The organism is Kitasatospora sp. NPDC057542 (assembly GCF_042801945.1).
Taxonomy (GTDB): Bacteria; Actinomycetota; Actinomycetes; order Streptomycetales; family Streptomycetaceae; genus Kitasatospora.
Window position 1 is genome coordinate 1 of sequence record NZ_JBHVFE010000729.1, and the last position, 2,704, is coordinate 2,704.

The 2,704-nt window shown below is 73.3% G+C and carries 3 protein-coding genes; all 3 read right to left on the reverse strand.

Annotated features, from left to right (window positions below; all coding sequences use genetic code 11):
* Window positions 1–40: 40 nt before the first annotated feature.
* The 3 genes from ACFU7Y_RS42760 to ACFU7Y_RS42770 are packed head-to-tail and all read right to left on the reverse strand — an operon-like array spanning window position 41 to window position 2,599.
* Window positions 41–487, reverse strand: coding sequence for a hypothetical protein (locus tag ACFU7Y_RS42760; RefSeq protein WP_224284611.1), 447 nt, complete (start codon window positions 485–487; stop codon window positions 41–43).
* Window positions 488–539: 52 nt separating this feature from the next.
* The gene (gene bioD, locus ACFU7Y_RS42765) at window positions 540–1,298 is read right to left on the reverse strand and encodes a dethiobiotin synthase (protein ID WP_224284610.1); all 759 of its coding nucleotides are present in this window, start codon (window positions 1,296–1,298) and stop codon (window positions 540–542) included.
* On the reverse strand, window positions 1,295–2,599 hold the full coding sequence (locus ACFU7Y_RS42770; RefSeq protein WP_224284609.1) for an adenosylmethionine--8-amino-7-oxononanoate transaminase: 1,305 nt from the start codon (window positions 2,597–2,599) through the stop codon (window positions 1,295–1,297). The genes bioD and ACFU7Y_RS42770 overlap by 4 nt, the downstream gene beginning before the upstream one ends.
* Between the last annotated feature and the right edge of the window lie 105 nt (window positions 2,600–2,704).

A 2,704-nucleotide genomic window follows, 5' to 3' on the forward strand; every position in this document is an offset into this window, starting at 1 on the left:
GCTTCGAGGCGACTCGAAGCCCACACTGTTTCCCGATTCCTCAGCTGTCGTTGAGGGCGTAGCTGCGGAAGGTGGCGAGGAGGGGCAGCACCTCGGTCTTGCTGGGCTCCTCGGTGACGGCTCGCATCGCGTCGATCACGGTGTGGGCGATGATCTTGGTGACCGAGAGGTCGTCCGGGGCCGAGAGGGTGCCCCAGGCCTTGAGGGTCTGGTTGAGCAGGGCGCTCATCCGGGCGCCGATGTTGGAACTGACGGCATCGGAGATCTCGGCGATCTCCTCGTCGCTCATGGTGGCGCGCAACCCGAAGGCGAGCGCCATCAGGGTGTCCATGGCGTGCTCGCCGTACACGGCGACCAGCGCCGGCAGCGGCCGTTCACCGACGCTGCCCGCCGCCAGGGCGGACAGCGCCTCGTCGTCGTCCTTCCATGCCGCCTCCAGGGCGGCCAAGGCCCGCAGGGCCTCGTCCATGGTCAGCCCGTCTGTCATGGAAGGAACGGTATTGAGCCGCCCCGGCTTCCGACAGGGCGGGGAGGCGGGATCACCCCTTCGAGCGAAGTGGGGCCGATCCGGGCCGGTGGAGGCTCGCGAAGTGCTCCACGTCCCAGGTGCCGCCCAGCTCGGGGGCCAGCGAGGCGTACGCGAGGGTGGCGAAGTCCTCGCCGCCGCCCGCCCGTTCCGGCAGCGCGCCGAGCAGCGGGGCGCCGGCGGAGCGGGGCAGGTCGGCGAGGTTGCAGCGTTCGGCGAGGCCGGGATCGCTGGGCCAGGAGCCGACCAGGACGCCCGTGAGGGGGAGTTCGCGGGCCGCCAGGGCCTCCGCCGTGAGGGAGACGATGCTGAGCGTGCCGAGCCCGGCGGAGGCGATCAGCAGCACCTCGGCGGGGAGACCGGCGTCGAGGACGGCCCGGGCCTGGTCGGCGAGCGTACGGCCCTCGTCGTCGTAGCGGACCAGCAGTCCGCCCGCGCCCTCCACCAGGACGAGGTCGTGCGTGGAAGCCAGTTCGGCGACGGCCTCGGCGACCTCGGCGGGGGAGAGGTACGGCAGACCGGCCCGCCGGGCGGCCGTGTCGGGCGCCAGCGGCTCGGGGTAGCGCACCAGCTCACGGAACGTCAGTTCGCCTGCCAGTCGGCGCACTTCGGCCGCGTCGCCGGGCTCGTCCGGGGAGACCCCCGTCTGCCCGGGCTTGAGCACGGCGACCTTCAGCCCGGCCCGCAGCGCCGCCGAGGCGACCGCCGCGGTGGCGACCGTCTTGCCGACGTCGGTGTTGGTGCCGGTCACGAACAGGATGCGCGCGCTCATCCGGCCACCGCCGCGGCGGTCACGGCGGCGGCGATCCGCGCCACGTCCTCGTCCTCCGTCACATAGGGGGGCATGGTGTAGATCAAGTCCCGGAACGGCCGCAGCCAGACGCCCGCGTGGGCGGCCGCCTCGGTCGCCGCCGCGACGTCCACCGGGTGGTCCAACTGCACGACGCCGATGGCACCCTGGACCCGGACGTCGCGCACGCCGGGGACGCCCGCGGCCGCCGCGAGGCCCTCGGCCAGCCCGGCTTCGATCCGGTTCACCTCCGCCGACCAGTCCTGCCCGAGCAGCAGCTCCAGCGAGGCGTTGGCGACCGCGCAGGCCAGCGGGTTGCCCATGAACGTCGGCCCGTGCGCGAGCACCGGCACCTCGCCGCGGCTGATCCCGTCCGCGACCTCGCTCGTGCACAGCGCGGCGGCCAGCGTCAGGTAGCCGCCGGTCAGCGCCTTGCCCAGGCACATCACGTCCGGCGAGACGCCCGCGTGGTCGGCGGCGAACAGCGCGCCGCTGCGCCCGAATCCGGTGGCTATCTCGTCGAAGACCAGCAACACCCCGTACCGGTCGCACAGTTCGCGCAGCATCCGCAGGTACCCGGGGGAGTGGAAGCGCATCCCGCCCGCGCCCTGGACCACCGGTTCGACGATGACGGCGGCCAGCTCGTCGGCATGACGGGCCATCAACTCCTCGAATCTCGCGGCGTATTCGGGATCGATCGGGGAGTCGAACCCGGCGGGCGGCTCCGGGGCGAACAGCTGGCCGGGCAGCACCCCGCCCCACAGGTGGTGCATCCCGCCGTCCGGGTCGCACACCGACATCGGGTGGAAGGTGTCCCCGTGGTAGCCGCCGCGCCAGGTGAGCAGCCGGCGCTTGGCCGGCCGCCCGGTGGACTGCCAGTACTGGAGGCACATCTTCATCGCGACCTCGACGGCCACCGAGCCCGAGTCGGCGAGGAAGACGTGCTGCAGCGGCTCCGGGGTGATCTCCACCAGCGTGGCCGCCAGCCTGACGGCGGGCTCGTGGGTGAGCCCGCCGAACATCACGTGGCTCATCCGCCCCAGCTGCTCGCGCACCGCCTCGTCCAGCACCGGGTGCCGGTAGCCGTGGATCGCCGCCCACCAGGACGACATCCCGTCGACCAGCTCGCGCCGCCCGCCCGCGACCGGCTCGGCCAGCCGCAGCCGAACCCCCGAGGCGGACTCGACCAGGTACGGGGTGACGGTTCCGGGCATCGGCCCGTACGGGTGCCACACGTGGGCGCGGTCGAGGGCGAGCAGGCTGTCGGCGGACGGCTGGAGCATGGTGGGCGGTTCTCCCGTGAGTATCAGGCGTTGGGCGCGAGTTCGGTGCCGGCGCCGCGGCGGCGGACCTTCACGAGGTCGCTGCGGAGCTCGTCGTTCCCGGGC

Coding starts and splice junctions, on each gene's coding strand:
- bioD (WP_224284610.1), bottom strand. CDS start 1,298: ATGAGCGCGCGCATCCTGTTCGTGACCGGCACCAACACCGACGTCGGC.
- ACFU7Y_RS42770 (WP_224284609.1), bottom strand. CDS start 2,599: ATGCTCCAGCCGTCCGCCGACAGCCTGCTCGCCCTCGACCGCGCCCAC.
- ACFU7Y_RS42760 (WP_224284611.1), bottom strand. CDS start 487: ATGACAGACGGGCTGACCATGGACGAGGCCCTGCGGGCCTTGGCCGCC.